26 protein-coding genes and 1 pseudogene are annotated in these 24,484 nt (G+C 61.4%); 19 read left to right on the top strand and 8 right to left on the bottom strand.

Annotation, left to right across the window (positions count from 1 at the left end):
• Positions 1 to 79: 79 nt before the first annotated feature.
• Positions 80 to 1,351, bottom strand: coding sequence for an FAD/NAD(P)-binding oxidoreductase (locus tag Q0W88_RS05835; protein WP_297801037.1), 1,272 nt, complete (start codon positions 1,349 to 1,351; stop codon positions 80 to 82).
• 138 nt (positions 1,352 to 1,489) lie between these two features.
• Between Q0W88_RS05835 and Q0W88_RS05830 the strand changes: the two genes are divergently transcribed.
• Positions 1,490 to 1,810 carry a metalloregulator ArsR/SmtB family transcription factor gene (locus Q0W88_RS05830; RefSeq protein WP_297801034.1) on the top strand — a complete coding sequence of 107 codons (321 nt, stop codon included), beginning with the start codon at positions 1,490 to 1,492 and terminating at the stop codon, positions 1,808 to 1,810.
• 10 nt (positions 1,811 to 1,820) lie between these two features.
• On the opposite strand, the gene ybeY is transcribed toward Q0W88_RS05830, so the two are convergent.
• A complete protein-coding gene (gene ybeY / locus Q0W88_RS05825; protein WP_297801032.1) occupies positions 1,821 to 2,291 on the bottom strand; it encodes an rRNA maturation RNase YbeY in 471 nt (156 codons plus the stop codon).
• Positions 2,288 to 3,634: a tRNA (N6-isopentenyl adenosine(37)-C2)-methylthiotransferase MiaB gene (gene miaB / locus Q0W88_RS05820; protein WP_297801030.1), complete on the bottom strand. Its 1,347-nt coding sequence runs from the start codon at positions 3,632 to 3,634 to the stop codon at positions 2,288 to 2,290. The genes ybeY and miaB overlap by 4 nt, the downstream gene beginning before the upstream one ends.
• Before the next feature lie 105 nt (positions 3,635 to 3,739).
• Between miaB and Q0W88_RS05815 the strand changes: the two genes are divergently transcribed.
• The 8 genes from Q0W88_RS05815 to Q0W88_RS05780 all read left to right on the top strand — a co-directional run bounded on the left by Q0W88_RS05815 (position 3,740) and on the right by Q0W88_RS05780 (position 10,716).
• Positions 3,740 to 5,107: an FAD-dependent oxidoreductase gene (locus Q0W88_RS05815; protein ID WP_297801028.1), complete on the top strand. Its 1,368-nt coding sequence runs from the start codon at positions 3,740 to 3,742 to the stop codon at positions 5,105 to 5,107.
• Positions 5,108 to 5,197: 90 nt separating this feature from the next.
• Entirely contained in the window at positions 5,198 to 5,851 is a 654-nt protein-coding gene (locus Q0W88_RS05810) for an energy transducer TonB (protein ID WP_297801027.1), read from the top strand.
• Between the two features lie 59 nt (positions 5,852 to 5,910).
• On the top strand, positions 5,911 to 6,741 hold the full coding sequence (locus Q0W88_RS05805; protein ID WP_297801025.1) for a lytic transglycosylase domain-containing protein: 831 nt from the start codon (positions 5,911 to 5,913) through the stop codon (positions 6,739 to 6,741).
• 104 nt (positions 6,742 to 6,845) lie between these two features.
• The gene (gene petA, locus Q0W88_RS05800) at positions 6,846 to 7,457 is read left to right on the top strand and encodes a ubiquinol-cytochrome c reductase iron-sulfur subunit (protein ID WP_297801023.1); all 612 of its coding nucleotides are present in this window, start codon (positions 6,846 to 6,848) and stop codon (positions 7,455 to 7,457) included.
• Complete coding sequence (locus tag Q0W88_RS05795) at positions 7,454 to 8,698, top strand: cytochrome bc complex cytochrome b subunit (RefSeq protein ID WP_297801041.1); 1,245 nt, start codon at positions 7,454 to 7,456, stop codon at positions 8,696 to 8,698. The genes petA and Q0W88_RS05795 overlap by 4 nt, the downstream gene beginning before the upstream one ends.
• Complete coding sequence (locus Q0W88_RS05790; RefSeq protein ID WP_297801021.1) at positions 8,691 to 9,473, top strand: cytochrome c1; 783 nt, start codon at positions 8,691 to 8,693, stop codon at positions 9,471 to 9,473. The genes Q0W88_RS05795 and Q0W88_RS05790 overlap by 8 nt, the downstream gene beginning before the upstream one ends.
• A gap of 146 nt (positions 9,474 to 9,619) precedes the next feature.
• Positions 9,620 to 10,258: a glutathione S-transferase N-terminal domain-containing protein gene (locus Q0W88_RS05785; RefSeq protein WP_297801019.1), complete on the top strand. Its 639-nt coding sequence runs from the start codon at positions 9,620 to 9,622 to the stop codon at positions 10,256 to 10,258.
• Positions 10,258 to 10,716, top strand: a complete 459-nt coding sequence (locus Q0W88_RS05780) for a ClpXP protease specificity-enhancing factor (protein ID WP_297801018.1) — start codon at positions 10,258 to 10,260, stop codon at positions 10,714 to 10,716. Before Q0W88_RS05785 ends, Q0W88_RS05780 begins: the two co-directional genes overlap by 1 nt.
• Here the strand turns inward: Q0W88_RS05780 and Q0W88_RS05775 are convergent.
• From Q0W88_RS05775 to Q0W88_RS05765, 3 genes are read right to left on the bottom strand one after another with little or no spacing between them, the layout of a single operon-like run.
• The gene (locus Q0W88_RS05775) at positions 10,709 to 11,029 is read right to left on the bottom strand and encodes a DUF3301 domain-containing protein (protein WP_297801016.1); all 321 of its coding nucleotides are present in this window, start codon (positions 11,027 to 11,029) and stop codon (positions 10,709 to 10,711) included. The two genes, Q0W88_RS05780 and Q0W88_RS05775, sit on opposite strands and share 8 nt — an antisense overlap.
• The gene (nadC, locus tag Q0W88_RS05770; protein WP_297801014.1) at positions 11,026 to 11,874 is read right to left on the bottom strand and encodes a carboxylating nicotinate-nucleotide diphosphorylase; all 849 of its coding nucleotides are present in this window, start codon (positions 11,872 to 11,874) and stop codon (positions 11,026 to 11,028) included. The genes Q0W88_RS05775 and nadC overlap by 4 nt, the downstream gene beginning before the upstream one ends.
• A 2-nt stretch (positions 11,875 to 11,876) precedes the next feature.
• The gene (locus Q0W88_RS05765; RefSeq protein ID WP_297801012.1) at positions 11,877 to 12,143 is read right to left on the bottom strand and encodes a Trm112 family protein; all 267 of its coding nucleotides are present in this window, start codon (positions 12,141 to 12,143) and stop codon (positions 11,877 to 11,879) included.
• A gap of 58 nt (positions 12,144 to 12,201) precedes the next feature.
• On the opposite strand from Q0W88_RS05765, the gene purE reads away from it, so the two are divergent.
• Positions 12,202 to 12,702 (top strand): 5-(carboxyamino)imidazole ribonucleotide mutase, encoded by a 501-nt coding sequence (gene purE / locus Q0W88_RS05760; RefSeq protein WP_297801010.1) that lies wholly within the window; start codon positions 12,202 to 12,204, stop codon positions 12,700 to 12,702.
• Positions 12,699 to 13,838, top strand: coding sequence for a 5-(carboxyamino)imidazole ribonucleotide synthase (locus Q0W88_RS05755; protein WP_297801008.1), 1,140 nt, complete (start codon positions 12,699 to 12,701; stop codon positions 13,836 to 13,838). The genes purE and Q0W88_RS05755 overlap by 4 nt, the downstream gene beginning before the upstream one ends.
• Positions 13,839 to 13,908: 70 nt before the next feature.
• Here Q0W88_RS05755 and Q0W88_RS05750 read toward each other — a convergent pair whose 3' ends face one another.
• A complete protein-coding gene (locus Q0W88_RS05750) occupies positions 13,909 to 14,487 on the bottom strand; it encodes a Fe-Mn family superoxide dismutase (RefSeq protein ID WP_297801006.1) in 579 nt (192 codons plus the stop codon).
• A 97-nt stretch (positions 14,488 to 14,584) separates the two neighbouring features.
• Here Q0W88_RS05750 and grxD point away from each other — a divergent pair, with 97 nt between their 5' ends.
• From grxD to ppnN, 5 genes and pseudogenes are all read left to right on the top strand, one after another.
• Positions 14,585 to 14,914, top strand: coding sequence for a Grx4 family monothiol glutaredoxin (grxD, locus tag Q0W88_RS05745; RefSeq protein ID WP_297801004.1), 330 nt, complete (start codon positions 14,585 to 14,587; stop codon positions 14,912 to 14,914).
• Entirely contained in the window at positions 14,911 to 15,654 is a 744-nt protein-coding gene (locus tag Q0W88_RS05740) for an SDR family NAD(P)-dependent oxidoreductase (RefSeq protein WP_297801002.1), read from the top strand. Before grxD ends, Q0W88_RS05740 begins: the two co-directional genes overlap by 4 nt.
• Before the next feature lie 3 nt (positions 15,655 to 15,657).
• On the top strand, positions 15,658 to 16,251 hold the full coding sequence (locus Q0W88_RS05735) for a YhgN family NAAT transporter (RefSeq protein WP_297801000.1): 594 nt from the start codon (positions 15,658 to 15,660) through the stop codon (positions 16,249 to 16,251).
• A gap of 131 nt (positions 16,252 to 16,382) precedes the next feature.
• Positions 16,383 to 19,844 carry a TonB-dependent receptor gene (locus tag Q0W88_RS05730; RefSeq protein WP_297800998.1) on the top strand — a complete coding sequence of 1,154 codons (3,462 nt, stop codon included), beginning with the start codon at positions 16,383 to 16,385 and terminating at the stop codon, positions 19,842 to 19,844.
• A 171-nt stretch (positions 19,845 to 20,015) separates the two neighbouring features.
• Positions 20,016 to 21,341: pseudogene (gene ppnN / locus Q0W88_RS05725) on the top strand (nucleotide 5'-monophosphate nucleosidase PpnN); the annotation flags it as partial.
• On the opposite strand, the gene Q0W88_RS05720 reads toward ppnN, so the two are convergent.
• On the bottom strand, positions 21,338 to 21,733 hold the full coding sequence (locus Q0W88_RS05720) for a type IV pilin protein (RefSeq protein WP_297800997.1): 396 nt from the start codon (positions 21,731 to 21,733) through the stop codon (positions 21,338 to 21,340). The pseudogene ppnN and the gene Q0W88_RS05720 overlap by 4 nt on opposite strands.
• A gap of 165 nt (positions 21,734 to 21,898) precedes the next feature.
• On the opposite strand from Q0W88_RS05720, the gene Q0W88_RS05715 reads away from it, so the two are divergent.
• The 3 genes from Q0W88_RS05715 to Q0W88_RS05705 form a co-directional block, all read left to right on the top strand.
• Positions 21,899 to 22,504, top strand: coding sequence for a prepilin-type N-terminal cleavage/methylation domain-containing protein (locus Q0W88_RS05715; protein WP_297800995.1), 606 nt, complete (start codon positions 21,899 to 21,901; stop codon positions 22,502 to 22,504).
• A 7-nt stretch (positions 22,505 to 22,511) separates the two neighbouring features.
• Positions 22,512 to 23,309 (top strand): prepilin-type N-terminal cleavage/methylation domain-containing protein, encoded by a 798-nt coding sequence (locus Q0W88_RS05710; RefSeq protein WP_297800993.1) that lies wholly within the window; start codon positions 22,512 to 22,514, stop codon positions 23,307 to 23,309.
• A gap of 9 nt (positions 23,310 to 23,318) precedes the next feature.
• Positions 23,319 to 24,484: PilX N-terminal domain-containing pilus assembly protein (locus Q0W88_RS05705; RefSeq protein ID WP_297800990.1), on the top strand; the 1,166-nt coding region annotated here is incomplete at its 3' end.

Raw genomic sequence — 24,484 nt, 5'->3', positions numbered from 1 at the left:
AGTACCATGACACCGGCAAAAGCCATAACGGCGCGGTCGAGATTCATAAAAGACTCCTTGGGGTAGTGGATTGGCTGAATTATTTGAGACGCTCGATGCCAAGCAGACTCATGATGTGTTTTTCATACACCGGCTCGGAGGTACCGTTGCGCATTTTGTACAGGAAGTATTTTTCGAAAGCAATTTTGGCGTAATGCACCCATTTTCCGATTTTGGTCCAGGTCACATTGCGTGGCGGAATCTGCGGCAGGGCCACGAACGCGGCGCCGGTGTCACCCATGTCGGCCAGACATACAGCATTCCAGGTGCCTTCGAATTCGGCCGGTTTTCCGGCGATTTCGGCGTCGATGTTCTCCACGATGGTGGTCACCATGGATTCAATCATGAAGCCGGTTTTCGGCGCGCCGGTGGCGACCGGGGTGGCTTCCACCGGCGGAATCGCCACGCAGACGCCGGCCGAGAAGATTTCCGGGTACTTCACCGAACGCATGTGCTTGTCAGTCAATACGAAGCCGCGCGGGTTGCACAGTCCTTCCACGGCGGCCACGGCATCCACGCCCTTGAACGCGGGCAGCATCATGCTGAATGCGAATGGCACATCGTGGGTTTTCTTTTCGGCACCGCTGTCGTCGCATTCGCTGACACGCATCATGCCGGGCTCGACACCAGTCACTTTGGCGTTGACGATCCATTTGATATGGCGCTGGCGCATTTCGCTTTCCATCAGGCCTTTCGAATCGCCGACGCCGCCCAGGCCCATGTGCCCGATGTAGGGCTCGCTGGACACGAAAGTCATCGGCACCTTGTCGCGCAGTTTGCGTTTACGCAGATCGGCATCGAGAATCATGATGAACTCATAAGCCGGCCCGAAGCAGCTGGCGCCCTGAACCGCGCCGACCACGATCGGCCCCGGGTTTTTCAGGAACTCCTGATAATGCGCCCAGGCTTCGGTGGCGTGCGGGGTGGTGCACACCGAGTGGGTATGTCCATCGTGCGGACCGGTACCGGGCACTTCTTCAAACGCCAGACGCGGCCCGGTGCAGATCAGCAGATAGTCGTAGGGAGTGGGCTCGGCGAGGCCGGTGCGCACGGTCTTGGCTACCGGATCGATTTCGGTGATGCGCTCGGGCACAAAGTGGATGTTCTTTTTGACCAGATGCTCGCCGGCATCCAGGGTGATCTGTTCGGCATCGCGCCAGCCCACGGCCAGCCACGGGTTCGAGGGGGTGAAGCTGAAGCGCGGGCCATCGCCGAATACGCGGATTTCGGCTTTGCTGCCGAGTTTATTGCGGAGTTCATAGGCGGCGCTCATGCCGGCGATACCGGCACCCATTACGACGATGCGTGTCATGGCTTTCTCCTCGGGCGGGGCCCGTTTCTTGGTATTTGACTATATTAATTAGATATTGCTAATTTAGTCAAGCCCTTTTATAATGGGTTCGTGACTAGACCCTCTAAAACCTCGAATACGGATATCGACACCCAAGCCATGGCGCGGGAGGCTGAGGCTGCTGTCGATCTCCTGAAGGCATTGGCCAATCCGCAACGCTTGCGTATTCTTTGTCTGCTCATCGAGGGCGAACGCAGCGTGTCGCAGATCAATGCACGCATACCGCTTAGCCAGTCGGCGCTATCCCAGCATCTGGCCGTGCTGCGGGACAAAGGCCTGGTCAGTACCCGCAGGCAGTCACAGACCGTGTTTTATGAGGTTCCCGAAGGTCCGGCTCATCGCATCATCGAAATCCTGCACGACCTTTATTGTCCGATTGAACTGGACGGTGAGACACATCCCCGTTGCGGGGATGATTGATTCTTGGGCTTCAGTCGACCAAATAAGGATCAGCGAAGCCCAGCTCCGCCAGAATGCCGCGCTCGATCGCTTCCATGGCCTCGGCCTCACGCGGGTTTTCGTGATCCAGTCCCAACAGATGAAGGACGCCGTGCACCGTCAGGTGGGCGTAATGGGCACTTAACGATTTTCCCTGGTCCGCTGCTTCTTTGGCCACCACCGGCGCGCAGATCACCAGATCGCCGAGCAGGGGCAGCCGCACGCCCTCGGGCAGTTCTGCCGGGAAGCTGAGCACATTGGTGGCGTAATCCTTGCCGCGGTAATGCTGGTTCAAGCGTCGGCCTTCCGGGGCATCAACGACGCGGATGGCGATATCGGCGCGCTTGATGCGGCCCTGACAGGCCGCTTCGGCCCAGCGTTTGAAGCTGGCCGGTGCCGGCACGCTTTTGCGGGAGAGGCCGTAACTGACCCCGATATCGCATTGCACCGGCCCACGGGTCATGCCGTCAGCACCGCGCCGCGCAGGGTATTGACGCGGACTTCGGTGATTCGGATGTCGACGAACTGGCCGATCAGACGCGGGTGCCCTTCGAAATTGACGTAACGCATGTTTTCCGTGCGCCCGGTCAGTTCAGCGGCATTGCGCGTACTCGGACGTTCCACCAGGACCCGCTGCACGGTGCCGACCATGGCCTCGGAAATGGCGTAGGCGTTCTTGTTGATGGCCTCTTGCAGGCGGCGCAGGCGTTCGCTCTTGACCGGTTCTGGGACTTCGTCCGGCAGATTCGCCGCCGGCGTACCCGGCCGCTTCGAGTAGATGAAGGAAAAACTCTGGTCGAAACCGACATCGGCAATCAATTTCATCGTGGCCTCGAAATCGCGCTCGGTCTCGCCGGGAAAACCGACGATGAAATCGGAGCTGATGGCGATTCCGGGTTTGGCGGCTTTCAGCTTCCGGATTTTGGCTTTGTATTCCAGCGCGGTGTGATTGCGCTTCATCGCGCCCAGAATGCGGTCGGAACCCGACTGCACCGGCAGGTGCAGGTAGGCCGCCAACTTGTCGACATCGCGGTGCGCCTCGATCAGCGCATCCGAGAACTCGAGCGGATGCGATGTCGTGTAGCGGATCCGTCCGATGGCCTCGATCTGCGCAATGGCGCGGATCAGCAGGGCCAGATCGGCGGTCTCATCGCTGCCTTCCAGCGCGCCCCGGTAGGCATTGACGTTCTGGCCGAGCAGGTTGACCTCGCGCACGCCCTGATTGGCCAACTGCATCACCTCCAGCAGCACATCGTCGAACGGGCGCGAAACTTCTTCGCCGCGCGTGTACGGCACCACGCAGAAGCTGCAGTATTTCGAGCAGCCTTCCATGATCGATACGAAGGCGGTCGGGCCTTCTGCCCGCGGTTTGGGCAGGTGGTCGAATTTCTCGATTTCCGGGAAGCTGATGTCGACCTGCGCTTTGCCGCTGCCGCGTTTGGCATCGATCATTTCCGGCAGGCGGTGCAGGGTCTGCGGACCGAATACCAGATCCACGTAAGGCGCACGCTTGAGAATGGCTTCGCCTTCCTGCGAAGCGACGCAGCCACCGACGCCGATCACCAGATCGGGGTTGCGGGCTTTCAGCTCCCGCCAGCGGCCGAGCTGGGAGAATACTTTTTCCTGGGCCTTCTCACGGATGGAGCAGGTGTTGATCAGGATGACATCGGCCTCGGTTTCGTCCTGGGTCAGTTCCAGGCCGTGGCCGGCATTGAGCACGTCCGCCATCTTGTCCGAGTCGTACTCGTTCATCTGGCAGCCGTGGGTCTTGATGTACAGCTTCTTGGCGGGGGATTTCCCGGTCATGGCGCTTATTCCGGTCGGGAGGGGCGCCCATTGTAACAAGACTGGGCCGAAGCGGCCGCTGTTTTGGGCATAATGGGCGTCTCGACAGCGGCTGGAGCTCGTGGCATGCAGGGTAAACGCGTTTGTGTCATCGGGGCGGGCCCCAGCGGTCTGGCCGCGGCCAAGAATGCCGTCCAGGCCGGTCTTGAAGTCACCGTGTTCGAAAAGAACGACAAAGTCGGCGGCAACTGGGTATTCAACGCCGCGACCGGCCATTCCAGCGTTTACGAAAACACCCACATCATCAGCTCGAAGGCGCTGTCCGAATTCGAAGATTTCCCGATGCCGCCGCATTACCCGGATTATCCCAGGCACGACCAGATCCAGGCCTATTTCGAAAGTTACGCCATCCATTTCGGGGTGATGCCCGCCATCCGTTTCGGCCATACGGTGACCTCGGCCGAGCCGCAGCCGGGCGGCGCCTGGCGGATTGCGTTTACCGATGCCGACGGCGCGCCGCAGACCGCCGACTTCGATGCGCTGATGGTCGCCAACGGCCATCATTGGGCCCCGAAGTTTCCGGAATACCCCGGGCAGTTCACCGGCATCTACATGCATTCGCATGACTTCAAGGGCATCGATGACAGCTGGCGCGGGCAAGCGGTATTGGTCATCGGCGCGGGCAATTCGGCCTGTGATATCGCCGTGGAATCGGCACGGCTGGCCGGGCAGGTGTGTCTGTCGATGCGCAGTCCACAGTGGTTCGTGCCCAAGTTCATGCTCGGCAAACCCTCGGATGTGACCGGCGCCGGCCTCAATTTCCTGCCGCGCCGCGTCAAACAGTGGCTGATGACGCAGATGCTGCGCATCACCCAGGGCAGCTATGAAAACTACGGCCTGCCGGTCAACACAAAACCCGTGCTCAGCCATCATCCCACGATGAACTCCGACCTGCTCGATTTCATCCGGCATGGCCGGATCACGCCGGTGCCGGGCATCCGCCGCTTCGACGGCGATACCGTCGAGTTCACCGACGGCAGCCGCCGGCGCTTCGACCGCGTCTGCGCCTGTACCGGGTTCTGGATCAAGTTCCCGTTTTTCGCGCCGGAGCTGATCGATTTCCAGCATGCCGGAAAAGTGCCGCTGTACCGCAAGATGATTCCCGAGGGCATCGCCAACCTGTATTTCATCGGCCTGTTCCAGCCCACCGGCTGCATCTGGCCGCTGGCCGATTATCAGGCCATGCTGGCCTGTGCCGAGATCACCGGCCGTTACCGGCGGCCGTCCGATCTGGCCGCGCGTATCCAGCACGAAATGGATCATCCGCATTACCGTTTCGACGGCGGTTCGCGCCATGCCACGCAGGTGGATTACCACCTGCTGCGCGACGAACTCAAATCCGATCTGCGCGGCATCGGCATCGATATCGGCAAACCGCCGATGGGCATCGCCGGGCGTTACAAACACTGGCCACGGCAGGCCTTCGGCGGGTGAATCAACGATAAACCGAATGTTTCGGTGCACTGGCTTTTCCGATGACGGGCGCTCTAGGATGAATTGAGCCCACCCGCGTCAGGAGGAGTCATGGAATCAAGCATCCGTCCATCCGCAACTGTCTGGGAAAACCTGAGTCCGGCACGCATCATCGCCATCAGCACCACGCTGACCGTCCATATTCTTGCCTTTGGCCTGCTATTGGCGCCGGTAGCCATGCCCGAGCGTGTACCGGTGAATCAGACCGTCACTGAAATCATGTTCACCGAGCCGGAAAAGCCCAAGCCGATTCCCCTGCTGCCGGTGCCGCCGAAGCCCTTGGCGCCGGTGACTGCCGCGCCGGCACGTCCGTCGGTTGCGCCGGTGCCAAAGGCCGACAACGTGGTGGCCACCACCGACCAGGCGCTGCCCGGTGATGTGTATGTGCCTGAACAGGCGCCGGAACAGGGCGAGAACATCGGCAATATGGCGGGCGGTGAGGTCGATGCGAGTACCCGTGCCCAATATCCGATTGCCTATCCGCCGGCAGCGCTGCGCGGCGGCATTACCGGCATGGTAATCGTACTGGCCAGTTACGATGCCGCCGGTACCGTGACCGCAACGCGGATTTACCAAGGCAGCCGTGACAAAACGCTGGACCGTGCCGCCTTGGCCGGCGTCAGGAAATGGAAAATCAATCCGCGCCGGGTGCAGGGGCAACCGGTTGGCGGCGAGGCGCTGGTCGAGGTCCGGTTCAATCTTTGATGCGCGCTGTGTTAAATTCCCTAGGGTTACCGCATTGTTTCAGGGGAAGTGCCATCATTTTGCCGGTCCGCACCATCGTGCTGCTTCTGGTCTTCTCGCCGGCCGTGTGGGCCGGCGAGATTTACCGTTGCGAGGGCCCGGATGGCGTTCCGCAATTCGTGCAGAAGAAAATCCCCGGCGCCACCTGCAAGACGGTCAGTTACAACCACGAGAAGACCTCGTTCACGGCACCCCAGCCGGCCACCGGGGAGGCCGGCGCGCAGTCGGTCGCGGCCAAGTCCGCCGGCGAGGCCAAATTCCTGCGCATGGGCTATTCCACCTCCTACGTCTGGGTGGACGCCGATGGCGTCAAGCATTTCGCCAGCACCCGTCCCAAAGGGGTGGCCAATGTCCAGGTCAAGCGCACCGAATATCCGATTTTCTCGATCGCGGCCTGTTATGCCTGTACCGCCGGTTCCACGGTCAATTTCGGCAATGTCCGGCTCAATACCCAGGCCTATGCCGCCGAAATCCGCGCCGCCAGCAAGCGCTATGGGGTCGAAGAGGCCATCGTGCGCGCCATCATCCACGCCGAATCGGCCTACCGTCCGCATGTGGTGTCGCCCAAGAACGCGCAGGGGCTGATGCAGCTGATTCCGGCCACGGCCCGTCGATTCGGGGTCCGTGATGCCTTCGATCCGGCACAGAACATCGAAGGCGGTGTGCAGTATCTGGCCTTCCTGCTCAAACGCTACCAAAACGACCTGACCCTGGCCGCGGCCGCCTACAATGCCGGCGAGGGTGCCGTCGACCGCTACAAGGGCGTACCGCCCTACAAAGAAACCCGGAATTACGTGGCCCGGGTCGGGCAACTGGCCGATCGTTACCGGAAAGCCCTCAATTCCGGCTGAGCCGTTCAGGCGTTGTTGAACAGGGGCTTAATCTATTACAATATGCCGATAAGTCCGGAGCAGTCCGGGCCAGTTCCTTTCATTTCACTGATTTGGAGAGCCGAATGGCTAACCACGAAGTCAATACCGGCCGTCGCCGTTTCCTGACCACCACCACGGCAGTGGTCGGTGCCATCGGTGCCGGCTTCGCCGCCGTACCGTTCGTCACTTCCTTCAAGCCCTCGGCCCGCGCCAAGACCGCCGGCGCCCCGGTCACGGTCAACATCAGCAAGATCGATAACGAGCCGGGCATGCGCATCATCCAGCAATGGCGCGGCAAGCCGGTTTGGGTGTTCAAACGCACCCCCGAGCAGCTGGCGGCCCTGAAGACCCTCGACGGCAACCTGCGCGATCCGAAATCGGACAATGTCGACCAGACCCCGGCTTTCGCCAAGAACGAGGCCCGTACCATCAAGGGCAAGGAAAACATCGCGGTCATCGTCGGCATCTGCACCCATCTGGGCTGTTCGCCGAGCTATGTGCCGGAAATGCTGCCGCAGCCGTTCGATCCGGAATGGAAAGGCGGCTTCTACTGCCCCTGCCACCAGTCCCGCTTCGACCTGGCCGGCCGCGTTTTCCAGGGCGTTCCGGCGCCGTCCAATCTGGAAATCCCGCCCTACCATTACACCGATGACAGCACCATCGTGATCGGCGTCGCCCCCCAAGGAGCCGTCTGATGAGCGTCATCGAGCGTACCGTCTCCAGCGTCACCGCCTGGTTCAATGAGCGCACGCCGGGCCTGATGCCGGCCTACAAGAAACACATGTCCGAATACTACGCGCCGAAGAACTTCAATCTTTGGTACTACTTCGGCTCGCTGGCCATGCTGGTGCTGGTCAACCAGATCGTCACCGGCATCTTCCTGACCATGAACTTCAAGCCGAGCGCGGCCGAAGCCTTCGCCTCGGTCGAATACATCATGCGCGATGTCGAGGGCGGCTGGCTGATCCGCTACATGCACTCGACCGGCGCTTCGCTGTTCTTCGTGGTCGTGTATCTGCATATGTTCCGCGGCCTGATCTACGGCTCGTACCAGAAGCCGCGCGAACTGGTCTGGATTCTCGGCATGCTGATCTTCCTGACCCTGATGGCGGAAGCCTTCCTCGGTTACGTGCTGCCCTGGGGCCAGATGTCGTACTGGGGCGCCCAGGTGATCATCAACCTGTTCGGTGCGGTGCCGGTCATCGGACCGGAGCTGACCGAATGGATCCGCGGTGACTACCTCGTTTCCGATGCGACCCTGAACCGCTTCTTCGCCCTGCACGTGATCGCGCTGCCGCTGGTGATCCTGCTGCTGGTCGTGCTGCACCTCGGTGCCCTGCACGAAGTCGGTTCGAACAACCCGGAAGGCGTCGATATCAAGAAAGTGAAGGACGAAAACGGCAAGCCGAAAGACGGCATTCCGTTCCACCCGTACTACACGGTCAAAGACCTGTTCGGCGTCGGCTTCTTCCTGACCATCGCCGCCTTCATCCTGTTCTTCACGCCGACCTTCGGCGGTCTGTTCCTGGAATATGACAACTTCATTCCGGCCGACCCGATGGTGACCCCGGCGCACATCAAGCCGGTCTGGTACTTCACCCCCTTCTACGCGATGCTGCGTGCCGTTCCCGATAAGTTGTTCGGTGTGATGACCATGGGCGGCGCGGTACTGATCCTGTTCGGCCTGCCGTGGTTCGACCGCTGCAAGGTCAAGTCCATCCGCTACCGTCCGACCCTGCACAAGGTGCTGATTGCCCTGTTCGCCATCGCCTTCGTGGTGCTGGCTTACCTCGGCATGCAGGCCGGCAGCCCGGCGCAGACCTGGACCGCACGCATCCTGACCGTGTTCTATTTCGGATTCTTTTTAACCATGCCAATTTGGTCGGCCATGGGCCAGACCAAAGAAGTCCCAGCCCGGGTGCCCGATCATGACTAAGACCGCCATTATTTTCCGTGCCCTGATCGCCGCTGCGGCATTTGCCGCCGGCAACGTCTCGGCCGCCGGTGCCGGCATCGAAATGGAGTCGGCCCAGGTCGACCTGGGCAACAAAGGCTCGCTGCAGCGCGGCGCCGCCCTGTACATGAGCTACTGCTCGGCCTGCCATTCGCTCGGTTACATGCGTTACTCGCGCATGGCCGAGGATCTGGGCCTGACCGAAGAAGAAGTGACCAACAACCTCATGTTCACCGATGCCAAATTCGGCGAGTCCATGAACACCGGACTGGATCCGAAGCAGGCAACCGCCTGGTTTGGCAAAGCCCCGCCGGACCTGAGCCTGATCGCCCGCCGCAAAGCCGAAGGCGCCGACTGGGTCTACAACTACCTGAAGAACTTCTATGTCGACGAGTCCCGCCCGATGGGCTGGAACAATGCCGTGTTCCCGGGCGCGTCCATGCCGCATGTGCTGTGGGAACTGCAGGGCAGCCAGCATGTGCTGACCGAACCCAAGCATGAAGGCGGTCATTGCCCGAAAGGCGAAGCCTTCGGCCAATGCATCACCGGCTACAGCATTCCGGAACACAAGAAAGGCAGTCTAAGCCCGGAAGAATACGACCAGGTCGCCCGTGATCTGACCGCGTTCCTGGCTTATGTCGGCGAACCCTCGGCCAGCAAGCGCGAGTCGATCGGCGTCTGGGCCGTGCTGTTCCTGGCCCTGTTCACTCTGCTGGCCTATTTCCTGAAACAGGAATACTGGACCGACGTCCACTAATCCACGGATTTTGCTGGGAAAAAAGGCCGCATTGCGGCCTTTTTTCATGAAAGGCTTGCAAAAAGCGGCGAAATTCGCCATGTTAAGGAAAGTGGCATAAATCACAAAAAAAGCCGCTCAACTTCTTACATCGATAGGTACAAGGAATGGCCACAACCCCACGTTCGCGCAATACCTTAACCCTGTATTCGGCCAAGAACTGCGTGGTCTGCCACAAAGTCCGGATGGTCATGGCTGCCAAAGGCATCACCTACGACCTGATTTCGGTCGACACCGCCAATCCGCCGGAAGACCTGCTGATGCTGGCACCGCACTACCATTCGGTACCGACCCTGGTCGAGCGCGACAATGCCATCTACATCTCCAATGTCATCGCCGAGTATCTCGACGAGCGCTATCCGCATCCGGCGCTGATGCCGGCCGAGCCGATTTTCCGAGCCATGCACCGTATCGCGGTGCGCCAGGTCGAGCAGGATTGGGTGCCGCAGGTGCAGGCGATCATGGCCGGCGGCAAGAATGTGGAGGCCGCCCGCAAGCGCCTCAAGGAGCTGATCCTCGAGTCCCTGCCGTTTTTCAAAAGCAATAAATTCTTCTTCGGCAACGAAATGAGTCTGGTCGACTGCGCCATCACGCCCATCATCTGGCGGTTGCCGGCGCTCGGCATCCAGCTGCCGAAAGACGCCAAATGCGTGGAAGATTACGGCTTGCGGATTTTCCGCAATCCGGCGTTCATGCGCAGCATGACCCCGGAAGAGAAGGGCCTGCGCGAGCTCGCCTTCAGCTGATGTCCGCTTCCCCGGCCATGACCTCGAACCGCCCGTATCTGCTGCGGGCGCTGTACGAGTGGATCAACGACAACAATCTCACGCCTTACATTCTGGTCGATGCCACCCAGCCGGATGTCATGGTGCCGCCCTCGACCGTCAAGGACGGCAAGGTCGTGCTGAACATCGCCATGCGCGCGGTCGAGTCGCTTGAGCTGGGCAACGAAGCGCTGAGCTTCAAGGCCCGGTTCGGTGGCGTCAGCCAGTTCCTGTATGTGCCGGTGGCCTCCGTTCTGGCGATCTATGCCCAGGAAACCGGGCAGGGCATGATGCTGCCGGCCGATGAAGCGGCCGCCGAAGAGGAGGGATTGGAAGCCTATGAGCCCGATTCGGACAGCGGCGCCATCGACCTCGGCCCTGAGGATCCGCCGAAACCGCCGGCCCCGGGTAAGGGCGGCCACCTGCGGATCGTCAAGTAAACGGATCCGGCGATTTCGCCACCGGCTCGACCCACGACACGGCGCGGCCACCGACCAAGGTAATGGTGGCGGCATAGCGGTCGTGGCCGTCATGCGAGTATTCGTATTGGTAAATCCGTTTCCAGCATAACCGGCCCGCGTCATTGCGCTGGATGCCGAGTTTGACCTGGTGCACGCTTTGATCCAGCCACTGCACGCCGGCACGCATGCACAGCTGCCGTCCGAAATGACCGGCCTGTTCAGCCGCTGCGCGTCCGGAGGACCAGAACAGCACGGCCGGGAAGGCCAGCAGCATCAGGACAATCGCGGTCATGGCGGATTGCCCAAGCGCATCGAAAAATCGATAGCGCGGATGTTTTTGGTGATGGCGCCGACCGAAATGAAATCCACGCCGGATTCGCGGATGACCGCCAGGCGCTCCATGCTGACGCTTCCCGATACTTCCAGCGGTTTGCGGCCATCGGCGATGCGGACCGCCGCGAACATGTCGTCATCGCTGAAATCATCGATGAGAACCCGTGTGCAGTCGGTGGCGAGCGCTTCACGCAGTTCGGTCAGATTCTCGACTTCGACGATGACCGGAATGTCCGGATACAGGCTGCGCGCTTTTTTGACCGCGGCGGTAATCGAACCTTCGGCGATGATGTGGTTTTCCTTCAGCATCACGGCATCAAACAGCCCCATGCGGTGGTTCATGCCGCCGCCGATGCGCACGGCGTATTTCTGGGCAAGACGCAGTCCCGGCAGGGTTTTGCGCGTATCCAGCACGCGGGTCCGGCTGCCGGCGAGGGCCTGGGCAAAGGCGGCGGTCTGGCTGGCGGTGGCGGACAGGGTCTGCAGGAAGTTCAGCGCGCTGCGCTCGGCACCGACCAGGGCGCGTGCTTTGCCGCGGAAGCGGACCACCACAGTGCCGGCAGTCACGGCCTGTCCTTCATCGACCAGCCACTCCATCGCGATTTCGGGGTCGAGTTGACGGAAGCAGGCATCGAACCACGGCCGACCGCAGATAACGGCCGCTTCCTTGGCGATGACATAGCCGGATTCCTGATCGTTTTCCAATAAGGCCGCGGTGACATCGCCGGTCTGGATGTCCTCGGCCAGACTGCGCGCGGCATCGGCGGCAACCGTTGCAGGGTCCGGCGCGCCAGCCACGGCCATGTTCAGACCACGAGGCCGTCGATGGATGCGACGGCGACGGCTTCCTCCGCCAGCAGCACCGGAATGCCGTCATCGATGCGGTACAGCAGCTTGCCGTCGCGGGTCATCAGCGCTTCCTTCAACGGCTTGGTGACCGGCTGGCCGTCGAGCTGCACGGCGTTGCCGGCGTTGATCGCGGTATTGAAGGCGTCGAGCTGATTTGACGACAGCAACGACAGGGATTGTTTGCTGGCGGGACAGCACAGGATGTCGAGCAGTTTTTTGTCCATGACCGTGGAGTTTTTACCGATATCCGCATAGAATACGCCTTTAAACGGGGTTAGCGCTATGGCTGATTCAAATCCGGTACTGGTCGGCGTCGTCATGGGCTCCCGCAGCGATTGGGAAACCATGCAGCATGCGGTCAAGCATCTCGAAAGCTTCGGCATTCCCCATGAAGTGCGGGTGGTGTCCGCGCACCGCACCCCCGATGTCCTTTTTGATTACGCCGAACAGGCCGCCGCGCGCGGTTTGCGGGTCATCATCGCCGGTGCCGGCGGTGCCGCCCATCTGCCGGGCATGTTGGCCGCCAAAACCGCCGTTCCCGTCTTGGGCGTGCCGGTGCAGAGCAAAGCCCTGAGCGGCATGGACTCGCTGCTTTCGATTGCGCAGATGCCGGCCGGCATTCCGGTCGCGACCTTCGCCATCGGCAACGCCGGCGCCGCCAATGCCGGCCTCTTCGCCGCCGCCATGCTGGCCCATGAATTTCCCGGAATCGCCGCACATTTGGCTGCGTTCCGCCGCGAGCAGACCGAAGCGGTGATGGCGGCCGACGATCCGCGCCGATGACCACGGTCGGTATTCTCGGCGGCGGGCAACTGGCCCGGATGATGGCCATTTCCGGCGCGCCGCTCGGTCTGCGCTTTCTGCTGCTCGATAATGTCGCCGACGCCTGCGCCGGCCAGTTCGCACCGATGCTGGTCGGCGATTACCGCGACGAAGACATCCTGGCGGAATTCGCCGGAAAAATCGATGTGGCCACCTTCGATTTCGAAAATGTACCGGCCGAAAGCGCGCATTGGCTGAGCGGCAAAGTCGCGGTGTTCCCCAATCCGAACGCCCTGGCGGTGTCGCAGGACCGGCTCGCGGAGAAGAATCTGTTCCGCGAACTCGGCATCGGCGTTCCCGAGTTCCGCGACATCACCTGCTTCGAAGACCTGCAGAGCGCCATCGCCGAAATCGGCATGCCCTGCATTCTCAAAACCCGCCGCCTCGGTTATGACGGCAAGGGCCAGTTCCGTATCAAGGCCGAAGCCGATATCGCCGCGGCATGGACAGCGCTCGGCGCCCAGACCCTGACCGTCGGCCTGATCCTGGAAGCCTTCGTGCCGTTCCAGCGCGAGATTTCGGTGGTTGCCGTGCGCGGACGTGACGGTGAATTCCGGCATTGGGCGCTCACCGAAAACTGGCATGAGCAGGGCGTGCTTTCGGCCAGCCTGGCGCCGGCCACCGAGGCCGCCGCATTCGAAGCCGAGGCCATTACCTGCGCCCGGAAAGTAGCCGAAGCCCTGGATTATGTGGGCGTGTTCGCACTCGAACTGTTCCTGTGCGATGGCCGCCTGATGGCCAATGAAATGGCACCGCGCGTGCACAACTCCGGACATTGGACCATCGAAGGCGCGGAAACCTCTCAGTTCCAGAACCATCTGCGCGCCGTACTCGGCCTGCCGCTCGGCAGCACCCGTTCGGTCGGTGTCAGCTGCATGTTGAACTGGATCGGTGCCATGCCGGAGGCCGGACCGGTGTTGCAGGAATCCGGCGGCCATTGGCACGATTACGGCAAATCAGCGCGTGCCGGACGCAAGGTCGGCCATGCCACATTGCGGGAAGACAGTGCCGCGGCCTTGGCGGACGCCTTGGCCCGTGTCGGCGAAGCGCTCGACCGACAACAGCAAGTGAGTCAGGTTCTGCCCCGGCTACGTTGACACAGCCGTTGCATGCACCAACGAAAAACGCGCCCGAAGGCGCGTTTTTCGTTGCGTGACAGGTGCCGGATCAGGCCATCTGGGCCGATACGAAATCCCAGTTGACCAGATTCCAGAACGCTTCCACGTATTTCGGGCGGGCGTTGCGGTAGTCCACGTAATAGGCGTGTTCCCAGACATCGCAGGTCAGCAGCGGTTTATCCGTGCCGGTCAGCGGGGTTGCGGCATTGGAGGTGCTGACCAGGGCCAGGCTGCCGTCGGCGCGCTGCACCAGCCATGCCCAGCCGGACCCGAAGGTGCCGATGGCGGTCTTGGTGAATTCGGCTTTGAACGCATCGAAGCTGCCGAACGCGGCGTCGATGGCTTCGGCCAGTTTGCCGCTCGGGGCGCCGCCGCCGTTGGGCTTCAGGCAGTTCCAGTAGAAGGTGTGGTTCCAGACCTGCGCGGCGTTGTTGAACAGGCCGCCCTGCGATTTGCGCACGATGGTTTCGAGGTCGGCGGCTTCGAATTCGGTGCCGGCAATCAGGTTGTTCAGATTGGTGACGTAGGTCTGGTGGTGCTTGGAATAATGGTAATCAATGGTTTCCGCCGAAATATGCGGTTCCAGTGCGGTGCGGTCGTAGGGCAGGGTGGGCAATTCAATGGCCATGGGGGCAGTCTCCGGCGGGCGTAATGGGGGAATAAGCTTTATAATTCTACCTTGGAAGTGAATGTGATGTGTTTCCCCAATCCGTCTGGAGCGTCAAATGCCGAATAGTCCGATCAACGACCGTATCAAAGCCGAAATCACCAGCGCGCCGATCGTGCTGTTCATGAAAGGCACGCCGCAGTTCCCGATGTGCGGTTTCTCCTCGCGCACCGTGCAGGCGCTGAAAGCCGTCGGCGCCCAGATGCACACCGTGAATGTGCTGGAAGAGCCGGAAATCCGCGCCAACCTGCCGCGTTATTCCGACTGGCCGACCTTCCCGCAATTGTTCATCAACGGCGAGCTGGTCGGCGGCTGCGACATCACCATGGAACTCTACGAAAGCGGTGATTTGGCCACCATGGTGGCCGAGGCCCAGAAAGCCGCATGATGGCATTGCCGGTGCCCGCGCCGAACAGTCTGGTCGGCCGGGTCATTCTGGTTACCGGCGCCTACGGCGGCCTCGGTGAAGCGGCGGCCAAGGCCGCTGCCGTTGCCGGCGCCACGGTGGTGCTGCTGGGAAAAAAAATCCCCAAACTCAACCGGGTCTATGATGCCATCGGCAAGCTCGGTCCGGAGCCGGCGCTGTATCCGCTCGACATGCGCGGTGCCGATCCGGCCGATTACGAGGCCATGGCCGACAAAATCTGCGCCGAACTCGGAGGCTTGAACGGCATTCTGCACTGCGCCGCCGATTTTTCCGGCCTGCGTCCGCTGGAAACCACTGATCCGGAAGAGTTCGTGACCCAGATCCACGTCAATCTGACCGCACCGTGGCTGTTGACGCAAGCCTGCCTGCCGGCGCTGCGCCGCGCCGAGGATGCCGCCGTCGTTTTCGTGACCGAGAACCGGGAGCGGGTCAATAAAGCCTACTGGGGCGCCTACGGCGTCGCCAAGGCCGGCCTGGAAGGGCTGGTGGACATCCTCCACGATGAAACCGATGACGGTCCGGTCCGCGTGAGCGCCTTGCAGCCCGGCCCGATGCGCACCAGCATCCGGGCACGGGCCTATGTCGAAGAGGCCGCCACCGCCTGTCCCGAGCCCGGCGTCTATGCGCCGGCCTGCGTCTATCTGCTGTCTTCCGAAGGGATTTCCCACCGCGGCCGTATTCTCCGGCCGGACTGGAGCTGATCGATGGAAATGGTATCCGCCGCCCTGTTGTTGTTCCTGATCATGGATCCGTTGGGCAACATCCCGGTTTTTCTGAGCCTGCTCAAGCCCTTGCCCAAACACCGGCAACGCATTGTACTGATCCGTGAATTGCTGATTGCCTTTTTCGTCCTGCTCGGATTTCTCTGGGGCGGCAAGTATGTTCTGGAGGCCATGCACCTGCGTCAGGAGTCGGTGTCCATTGCCGGCGGAATCATCCTGTTCCTGATCGGCCTGAAAATGATCTTCCCGAGCCCTGAAGGCATGTTCGGCGACGGCGAGGTCGGTGAACCCTTCATCGTGCCCATGGCCATCCCGCTGGTGGCCGGTCCCTCCGGCATGGCGGCGGTCATGCTGTTCGGCAGCCAGGACCCGAGCCGGATGGGGGATTGGACCTTGGCGCTCGCCATTGCCTGGCTGGGCACCGCGGTCATCCTGTTTTCAGCCACTTACCTCTACAAAATCCTCGGAACCCGGGTTCTGGTGGCTCTCGAGCGCCTGATGGGCATGCTGCTGGTGGCTATTTCGGTGCAGATGCTGATGGACGGCATTCAGGCCTACCTGAACAGCCCGGCCTGAGTCACATTTCTGTCATGAAACATACATAAAATTAACATTCGGTGGTAAAATTCCGCCGTAGTTCAGCAGGGCTTCACCTTTTTCAGGCGGCCACACTTCGGCTCCTCAACCTCACAACAGGTCAACTCATCATGAATTCAAGCAAACGCATCCGGATTTCGCAGCTTTCCATGGCTCTTGCGGTCGCCCTGACCGCACCGGTCATGGCGCAGAATACGTCGTCCGCCATCGGCGGCCGCATTACCAGCACCGATGGCAAGCCGGTCGCCGGCGCCACCGTGTCGATCAAGCACAACCAATCCGGATCCGTGAGCTCGGCCGTGACGGATGCCGAAGGCCGTTACTCCTCGCGCGGTCTGCGCGTCGGCGGTCCGTACACCGTCACCATCACCAAGGACGGCGTGACCGAAACCCGCGACAACGTCTATCTGCAGCTGGCCGAAACCAAATCGCTGGATGCCTCCCTGGGCCAGAAAGTTCTCGACTCGGTGACCGTCACCGGTGTTGCCGCCGGCTCGGAAGTGTTCAGCGCCACCAACATGGGTGCCGGCACCAACATCAGCCCCGAACAGCTGAAGTCCTTCGCCTCGATCCAGCGCAACCTGCAGGATTACGCCCGTCTCGATCCGCGCCTGTCGCAGACCGACAAGGAGCGTGGTGAAATCTCGGTCGGCGGCCAGAACTCCCGCTTCAATTCGATCACCATCGACTCGGTCGCGACCAACGACACCTTTGGTCTGGAAGCCAACAACCTGCCGACCGCCAAGCAGCCGATCTCCATCGACGCCATCGAATCGGTACAGATCAACATCTCCAACTACGATGTGACCCAGAAGGGCTACACCGGCGCCAACATCAACGCCGTGACCAAGTCCGGTACCAACGATTTCCACGGCTCGGTTTCCTACGTGTACCGTTCGGATTCCATGGCGGGCGACCGTTACAGCCGCAGCACCGACACCTATTCCAATCCGCCGGATTTCAAGGAAGAGACCAAGGGCTTCACCCTGGGCGGTCCGATCATCAAGGACAACCTGTTCTTCTTCGCGGCCTATGAAGAGCTGACCAGCACCCGTGGCGGCCCGGCCGCCGGCCCGGCCGGCAGCGACCGTTTCAACGTGCCGATTACCGATGCCGACATCACCGCCGCCCAGAACATCGCCTCCAGCGTGTGGGGCTTCGACCTCGGCAGTGCCGATGCTCCGGCCGCCGAACTGAAGGTCAAGGATGCCCTGATCAAGCTGGATGCCAACATCGGCGACAACCACCGCGCCAGCCTGCGCTGGAGCAAGACCGAACAGGACGAGCCGCTGTACCCGAGCAACTTCACCAGCGGCGGCTTGGCCATGTCTCTGGACTCGCATTGGTATACCCAAGCCAAAACGATCGAAACCTGGGTCGGCCAGTTCTTCTCCGACTGGAGCGAGAACTTCTCGACCGAATTCAAGGTGTCCTACCGCGATTACGCCAGTGAGCCGGTCAACAACTCCAATCTGCCGCAGATCCGTCTGAACTTCTCGGGCGCCGTTCCGGGCGTGACCGGCACCTCCGCCGGCCTGCTGGCCGGTACCGAGCGCAGCCGCCACTTCAACGATCTGGCCACTGAAACCTGGAACTACTACGGCGGCGCCAACTGGTTCATGGGCGATCACGAGCTGAAGTTCGGTTTCGATTACGACGACAACAAAGTCTACAACGCCTTCCTGCAGGACACCCGCGGCAACTACACCTTCGACTGCATCAACAGTTCGGGTACCCTGAGCTATACCGATCCGACCCTGCCGGTCACCGTGACCTGCAGCTCGCTGACCCGCGACCAGTACACCGCCGCCATGCTGGAAAACTTCCGCCGCGGACGTCCGGCCAGCTATGCGGTCCAGGTCGGCATCAACGGTTATGATCTGAACGACGGCGTGGCCAATTGGGATTACCAGAACCTCGGCCTGTTCCTGCAGGATACCTGGGCGGTCAATACCAATCTGACCCTGACCTACGGCGTTCGCGTTGATCGCAAATCCATGGGCGTCAGCCCGGAATTCAACGCCGCCGCCGCTGCTGCTACGTTGCCGGGTTTCGTGACCGGCCAGACCACTCCGGGTACCGGCACAACCACCCGCGCCACCGGCGGTTTCGGTTATGACAACACCAACACGCTGGACGGCAACAGCCTGTTCCAGCCGCGCGTCGGCTTCAACTACACCTTCGACAGCGAAAAACCGATGCAGGTCCGTGGCGGTTTCGGCCTGTTCGAGGGCGCAGCCGCCAACGTCTGGCTGTCCAATCCGTATTCCAATACCGGCATCACCACCGGCATCATCAGCTGCTCGGGTACCGGCTCTTCGGCCTGCCCGCGCACCGATGGTTTCTTCGATCCGGATCCGGCCAACCAGCCGGGCATTGCCGGCAGTCCGCCGGCCCCGAACGTCGATTTCCTCTCGGCCGATCTGCAGCAACCCTCGGTCTGGAAAGCCAACCTGGCCTTTGAAAAAGAACTCGGCGCCGGTGTGGTCATGTCCATGGAGTATGTCCGCACCATCGTGGAAGACGGCATTTACTACAAGCACTTGAACCTGGGTGAAGCCACCCGTCAGGGCAATGATGGCCGTGACCTGTACTACCATCCGGTCGGTTTCAGCGCCAGCTGCTACAGCTACAACTCTTCCGGTTCGCTGGTCACCAGCACCAGCGGTGCCTGCGGCGCCCCGTCGGGCCAATCGCGTACCCGCGCTCTGAGCAACCGCAGCTTCAACAACGTGCTGTTGGCCGAGCGTACCGGCAAGGGCGGCGGCGGTGCCTTCACCGTGGCCTTCTCCGGCCGTGCCTTCGAAGAAATGGATTGGAGCCTGGGCTTCACCACCACCAGCGCCACCGAAGTCAGCCCGCTGACCTCGTCGGTGTCCAACTCGAACTGGAACTCGGTGTCGGTATTCAACGCCAATGAAGAAGTGGCCGCCAACTCGGCGTATCTGGTCAAGGACCGCTTCACCGGTTCGCTGAACTGGAAGCACAACTTCTTCGGCGATTACGCCACCCGTTTCGGCGTCTTCTATGAAGGCCGCAAAGGCAAGCCGTACAGCTGGATCTACAACAACGATCTGAACGGCGACGGCAACGCCAATGACCTGATGTACATCCCGACCGCATTGGGTTCGGGCGAAGTGGTGTTCAAAGGCCCGACCGGCGTCAGTGCCGCGCAGGCCGAAGCCACCTTCTGGTCGATCGTTGAAGCCCAGGGTCTTGATCAATTCGCCGGTGGTGCGGTTTCCCGCAACTCCTCGTTCGCGCCGTGGACCAACACCTTCGACGTACGCATCAGCCAGGAACTGCCGGGCTTCTTCAAAGGCAACAAGGCCACGCTGATTTTCGACATCCTGAACTTCGGCAACCTGCTGAACAAGGATTGGGGCCATATCGACGAAATCGCCTTCAGCTCCGCCGGTGGCCTGTCGCGCAGCTTCGTCGACTACATGGGTCTGGATGCCAACGGCCGCTACATCTACGGCATCAACGGCACCATCGAGGATTTCGTCACCCGCCAGAACTCCGGCGAATCGCAGTGGGCGGCGCAAGTCACCCTGAAGTACGAATTCTGATCCAAGCAATACCCCTGAAAACCGGCCGAAAGGCCGGTTTTTTTTGCCTAATGCCCGGCAAACCCTTATCCTGAAGTCCAATCACCAGCAATGACCGCAATGAACAAAGAAAGCCCGACCATCAGCACCCAGATCTTTCCGCCGCACCGGCGCTACAACGATTCACCATCCGGCATGGACGTGCTCTCGCGCGAGGAGCTCACCCGTCTGCGTGACATCAGCCAGGGCGGCCTGCACGAGACCCTGCGCCGCTGCGCACTGGCGGTGCTGACCACCGGTACCGAATCCGATGATCCGCGTGCGGCGCAGGTGCGCTATCCGGATTTCGACATCGAAGTGCTGCAGCTCGACCGCGGCATCCGCCTCGACCTGCAGAACGCGCCGGCCACGGCCTTCGTCGACGGCAACCTGATACGCGGTGTTGCCGACCTGCTGTTCACCGTGGTACGCGATATCGCCTACACCTCGAGCGAAATCCGGACCAGCGGCAAATTCAACCTGGAAACCAATGCCGGCATCACCAGCGCCGTGTTCGAGATCCTGCGCAATGCCTCGGTGCTGCATCCGAATACCGACCCGAACCTGGTGGTGTGCTGGGGTGGCCATTCCATCGGGCGCGAAGAGTACATGTACACCAAGAAAGTGGGCTACGAGCTCGGTCTGCGCGCACTCGACATCTGCACCGGCTGCGGACCGGGAGCAATGAAAGGGCCGATGAAAGGGGCAACCATCGCGCACGCCAAGCAACGCCGCATCCATAACCGCTACATCGGCATCACCGAGCCCGGAATCATCGCCGCCGAATCGCCGAATCCGATCGTCAACGAGCTGGTCATCATGCCGGACATCGAAAAGCGCCTGGAAGCCTTCGTTCGGCTCGGACACGGCATCATCGCGTTTCCGGGCGGGGTAGGGACCGCCGAAGAGATCCTGTATCTGCTCGGCCTGCTGCTGCATCCCGATAACAGCGGCATCCGCATGCCGCTGGTGCTGACCGGCCCGCGCGCCTCGGCCGCCTATTTCGAACATATCGATCGTTTCATCAAGCTCACCCTCGGCGAGCTAGCCGCCGCGCATTACACCATTGTGGTCGATGATGCCGAGCGCGTCGGCAAGCTGATGAGCCGTGGCATCCATCTGGTCCGCGAGCAACGCATCAAGGAAAAGGACTCGTTCTTCTTCAATTGGTCGCTCAATGTGCCGCTGGACTTCCAGAAACCGTTCCAGCCGACTCATGAAGCGATGGCGGCCCTGAAGCTGCACCGCGACCAGCCGGTGCACGAGCTCGCGGCCAACCTGCGCCGGGCGTTCTCGGGGATCGTCGCCGGCAATGTCAAGGAACCGGCCATGCACGCCATCGAAGAGCGCGGACCGTTCGCCATATCCGGCGATGCCGACATCATGCAGGCCATGGACGAGTTGCTGGAATCGTTCGTGGAACAGCGCCGGATGAAAATCTCCGGGGTCTACCACCCCTGCTACAAAGTGGTGCGTTAAGGCCAGTTGCAGTTGCTGGTGTTGCCGCCGCCCGACAGCGATTTGGTGGCCACGCCGGCGGCCACGGTCAGCACGAAATTGCCGCAGCGGTCGCCGCTCTGCGCGCCGGCACGGGTTGCGGTCAGCGTATAGCCGGTGGCCGAAACGCCGGTAACGGTCAGCGTGTAGTTCGGCACGGTCGGGCTGCCAAGATTGGCGTAAGTGCCATAACTGGCATTGCTTGCGCGCCAGCGTTCCTGGCGCAGCTGCAGATCGCCCAGTCCGCGCATGGCTTCGGCGCGCCGGCTTTTGGCGACCTGCTCGGTGAAGCTGGGAATGGCAATGATGGCCAGAATGCCGACAATGGCCAAGGTGACCAAGAGCTCGATGAGGGTGAAACCTTTGCTGCGCATGTGCTGCTCCCGCCGTTGGAGTGCTAAGGATGCCAATTTCCGGCGCTGAATGCAATGCACCCGCCTGCGTTCATCGGAAAAATCCGCCGTTCATCGGGTTGTCCGTTGCCATCCCGGAAATGCCAAGGCATAGTAAGCTGTGCCGAAAAGCAGGGGGAGATGCGCGTGCCTGAGAACAAACCGTCCATGCGGGGATTCACCCTGATCGAACTGATGGTCACCGTCGGCGTGCTTTCCATCATCCTCATGGCGGCGCTGCCGTCATTCAACGAATTCCGCCAGCGCAGCGCTCTGCGCGGTGCAACCGACCAGATCATCAGCTTCTGGGCCAACGCCCGCTTTGAATCGCTCAAGCGCAATGCCCTGGTCAAAGTATCGATGAGCACCGATAACGCCAATTACTGCATGGGCGCCGCCGTCACCACCGATCCCTCCGATGACAGCCAATGCGATTGTTTCGAAACCAATGCTGCCGATTCGGATTTCTGCGCTGTCGGCCGGTATCCGGTCGATCAGGCCGAATGGAAGCGTATCCGCTACATGGGCGACCCGGACACCCTGATCGGCGATGACGGGGTGGTCATCATCGATCCCAAGCGCGGCGGGCTGACCGAGCCGACCAGTGCGGGGTATTGGGAGTTGGCCAGCCCGGCCGGGGGTACCGATTACCGCCTGCGCGTGAACGTCGATCTGTTCGGCCGCGCCGTGGCCTGTGAACCGAGTGCGGCCAGTGCCAAAATGCCGCAATACACCAACCGACGCTGCAACTGAGGAAGCCATGGCCGCTCATAAACGACAATCGCAGGGCTTCAGTCTGGTCGAGTTGATGATTTCCCTGGCCATCGGCCTGATCGTGGTGTCGGCCGTGTTGGCGTTCACCCTGTCCAGCCTGACCGCCAACTCGGAATACGTGCAGTCCACCCGCTTGAGCCAGGAACTGCGCAATTCCATGGATTTCATTTCGCGCGAGCTGCGCCGTGCCGGTTACGACGAGAACATGAACCGCTACACCGCGGCGTCCACCCTGAATGCCTTGGTGGTTTCGCCCTTTGCCCGGATTTTCGTCGGCAACGATGCCGATGGTGACGGTACCGCCAATGACGGGTGTGTGATCTATGCCTATGACCGCACCGGCGGCACGCCGGGCACGATCGAACGGGCCCGCGGGGAGATCCGCGCGCTGCGTTTGGCCTTCCGCACGGTCGAGGGACAGACCGTGGGTGTTCTTGAAATCGGTGAAAGCGCATCGGGACTCACGCCGACCTGCGCCGGCGGTGCGCCCACGTACACCAATTATCCGGCCACCTGCAATACGGCCTCCGGCTGGTGCGCGCTGTCCGATCCGCGGGTCATCAACATCACCAGTTTCACCTTGGACACCAGCGGTTATATCGTTCAGGCCGGAACGGCAACCTCGACGCCGATGACCATCCGTCAGATCGGCGTTGGCCTGCAGGGGCAGCTGCGCCAGTCGGAAGACGGCACCGTGACCCGCGGCATCACCAGCAGCGTAAAAGTGCGCGCCGACTGCCTGGAAGCCTCCGCGAACTGCGCCCTGGCGCCGACCGGAACCTAAGAGGACATTATGGATATGAATTCGAACGCCTTTACCGGACGCCGCCACCAGCGCGGTATATCGACCCTGGCCATCACCATGATGCTGCTGCTGATTCTCAGCGTGGTCGTTCTGTTTTCGACCAGTGTCGGCTTCTTCGAACAGCGCACGGCGCTGAATGAAAACCGTGCACGCATCGCCGAACAGGCCGCGGAAACCGGCATCAACATGGCCGGCGAGTTTGTCAAAGCCAGCCGTGCGTTGATCATCAGCAATGCAGTCGGCGGTTGGCTGGATACCACCGCAGGCGGCAACGGCTGGGTCAGCTGCAACGGCGTCAGCAATACCGCGACCATCGGCGGCCGACCGCACCCGTGCCGATCCGAACCGAATGCCACCCGCCGCAACCAGCTCTGGTTCTTCACCACCGACGGCACCGGTGCAACACTGGCGACAACCTATCTGCCCTATGGCGCGGTCGGCAATGTCGGCGGTACTGCGGCCTTTCCATCCGTGGTGAATGTGCAGGCAGTTCTGTGCCGCATCGACTCCTCGCTGGCCACCCCGGCCTGTACCCAAAATCCGGCCAAGGGCAACCGCGTGGCCATTACCTTCATCTCCCAGGCCACGCTGACCAATGAGGGCAGTACCGCCGTGATCAAGGAAACCTGGGCATCCTACACCGATGCGAGTCAATCTTCTTCAGTGCCGGTGATCGGCTCCGGCATCGTCAAAGGCTTGGGTAATGCCCAAATCGTGGCCAATCCCAATGCCGGCGGTTACGGCGTGCCGGCGTCCATCTGGTCGCCGAATGATGTCGGCATCGGCAGCGGTGCCGGTGGAGCCTGCCCCGCCCCCGGCGGTGTCGGCAGCGTGGCCACCTGTCAGGTGGGCGAATATCTGAAAAGTACACCGGCGTCTCAATTGAAGTCGACCTGCGTTACCGTGAACAATGCCTGTGGCTGTCCGGCCATCAGCGGTTCGGAAAACAATTTCCTGTCCGGGCATTCCGCCGGCACCAAAAAGGAAGGCCTCGATATCCTCGATATCGACGGCGGCGACGGCACGCTGCCCGACGTCACGTTCTTCCCGGGCCTCGACTGCAACGGCAACAACAAAAGCGATTTGAGCGATACCACCGATGATTCGCTGTTCGAATGGATTTTCAATACCGGCGTGGTCGTCAATGAAGGCGG

The sequence above is a fragment of the Arenimonas sp. GDDSR-1 genome (genome assembly GCF_025980345.1).
GTDB lineage: Bacteria > Pseudomonadota > Gammaproteobacteria > Xanthomonadales > Xanthomonadaceae > Arenimonas.
This window is presented reverse-complemented; position numbering and strand designations above follow the sequence as displayed.

Excerpts from the sequence above, each read along its gene's own strand:
- Q0W88_RS05835 (WP_297801037.1), bottom strand. The coding sequence starts at position 1,351 with ATGACACGCATCGTCGTAATGGGTGCCGGTATCGCCGGCATGAGCGCC.
- Q0W88_RS05830 (WP_297801034.1), top strand. The coding sequence starts at position 1,490 with ATGGCGCGGGAGGCTGAGGCTGCTGTCGATCTCCTGAAGGCATTGGCC.
- ybeY (WP_297801032.1), bottom strand. The coding sequence starts at position 2,291 with ATGACCCGTGGGCCGGTGCAATGCGATATCGGGGTCAGTTACGGCCTC.
- miaB (WP_297801030.1), bottom strand. The coding sequence starts at position 3,634 with ATGACCGGGAAATCCCCCGCCAAGAAGCTGTACATCAAGACCCACGGC.
- Q0W88_RS05815 (WP_297801028.1), top strand. The coding sequence starts at position 3,740 with ATGCAGGGTAAACGCGTTTGTGTCATCGGGGCGGGCCCCAGCGGTCTG.
- Q0W88_RS05810 (WP_297801027.1), top strand. The coding sequence starts at position 5,198 with ATGGAATCAAGCATCCGTCCATCCGCAACTGTCTGGGAAAACCTGAGT.
- petA (WP_297801023.1), top strand. The coding sequence starts at position 6,846 with ATGGCTAACCACGAAGTCAATACCGGCCGTCGCCGTTTCCTGACCACC.
- Q0W88_RS05790 (WP_297801021.1), top strand. The coding sequence starts at position 8,691 with ATGACTAAGACCGCCATTATTTTCCGTGCCCTGATCGCCGCTGCGGCA.
- Q0W88_RS05785 (WP_297801019.1), top strand. The coding sequence starts at position 9,620 with ATGGCCACAACCCCACGTTCGCGCAATACCTTAACCCTGTATTCGGCC.
- Q0W88_RS05780 (WP_297801018.1), top strand. The coding sequence starts at position 10,258 with ATGTCCGCTTCCCCGGCCATGACCTCGAACCGCCCGTATCTGCTGCGG.
- Q0W88_RS05775 (WP_297801016.1), bottom strand. The coding sequence starts at position 11,029 with ATGACCGCGATTGTCCTGATGCTGCTGGCCTTCCCGGCCGTGCTGTTC.
- nadC (WP_297801014.1), bottom strand. The coding sequence starts at position 11,874 with ATGGCCGTGGCTGGCGCGCCGGACCCTGCAACGGTTGCCGCCGATGCC.
- Q0W88_RS05765 (WP_297801012.1), bottom strand. The coding sequence starts at position 12,143 with ATGGACAAAAAACTGCTCGACATCCTGTGCTGTCCCGCCAGCAAACAA.
- purE (WP_297801010.1), top strand. The coding sequence starts at position 12,202 with ATGGCTGATTCAAATCCGGTACTGGTCGGCGTCGTCATGGGCTCCCGC.
- Q0W88_RS05755 (WP_297801008.1), top strand. The coding sequence starts at position 12,699 with ATGACCACGGTCGGTATTCTCGGCGGCGGGCAACTGGCCCGGATGATG.
- Q0W88_RS05750 (WP_297801006.1), bottom strand. The coding sequence starts at position 14,487 with ATGGCCATTGAATTGCCCACCCTGCCCTACGACCGCACCGCACTGGAA.
- grxD (WP_297801004.1), top strand. The coding sequence starts at position 14,585 with ATGCCGAATAGTCCGATCAACGACCGTATCAAAGCCGAAATCACCAGC.
- Q0W88_RS05740 (WP_297801002.1), top strand. The coding sequence starts at position 14,911 with ATGATGGCATTGCCGGTGCCCGCGCCGAACAGTCTGGTCGGCCGGGTC.
- Q0W88_RS05735 (WP_297801000.1), top strand. The coding sequence starts at position 15,658 with ATGGAAATGGTATCCGCCGCCCTGTTGTTGTTCCTGATCATGGATCCG.
- Q0W88_RS05730 (WP_297800998.1), top strand. The coding sequence starts at position 16,383 with ATGAATTCAAGCAAACGCATCCGGATTTCGCAGCTTTCCATGGCTCTT.
- Q0W88_RS05720 (WP_297800997.1), bottom strand. The coding sequence starts at position 21,733 with ATGCGCAGCAAAGGTTTCACCCTCATCGAGCTCTTGGTCACCTTGGCC.
- Q0W88_RS05710 (WP_297800993.1), top strand. The coding sequence starts at position 22,512 with ATGGCCGCTCATAAACGACAATCGCAGGGCTTCAGTCTGGTCGAGTTG.